The sequence below is a fragment of the Priestia sp. P5_B4 genome (assembly GCF_056400385.1).
Map to the genome: position 1 here is coordinate 1 of NZ_JBFULJ010001534.1, position 522 is coordinate 522.

The 522-nt window shown below is 38.0% G+C and carries 1 protein-coding gene; it reads right to left on the reverse strand.

The genetic code is table 11. From position 1 onward, the window contains the following. Window positions 1-208: hypothetical protein (locus AC1DRF_RS32015; RefSeq protein WP_477742832.1), on the reverse strand; the 208-nt coding region annotated here is incomplete at its 3' end. Window positions 209-522: the final 314 nt, after the last annotated feature.

Here is a 522-nt window from a genome sequence, read left to right on the forward strand (position 1 = left end):
CTTTCATATAGTTAGGGTAAAGGGAGTGATACACCCGCTCAGGGAGTACGTTTTCTAGCCGCATGTCCGCTTCTCCTTGACACCGTATAAGCTTAGCAGCCGCTTTATTCATTTTTTTATAATAAAGATGTTGGTTCTTTACTTCCGCTAAAAAAACCAGCTCATTCATTTGATCAAAATAAAATTCAAACATATGATCTTTCAACATGGTAGGATGMATCTCCTTCGTTTTTTCACAGATGAACGCCCCCTGTACTTTACACTTCTGTATGAAATATACACTAGATCTTTTCACACACAAACACAACTTCAAATGTACAAACAGTAGTTCTTTTGTATCATTACCTACCCTCCTTCACAAGAAGGGTAAACATGGTGAACAAAAATAAAAGAGATTGAGGCATACCTACATCCATCCAATCTAAAAATGAACAAATGGGATAAAGCAGCTAGTATGAATCACTTGTTCCAACGCTGTTAATTTTTTTGTTGGCGGCCGATGAGCCTTGCCCTCTATTCAGC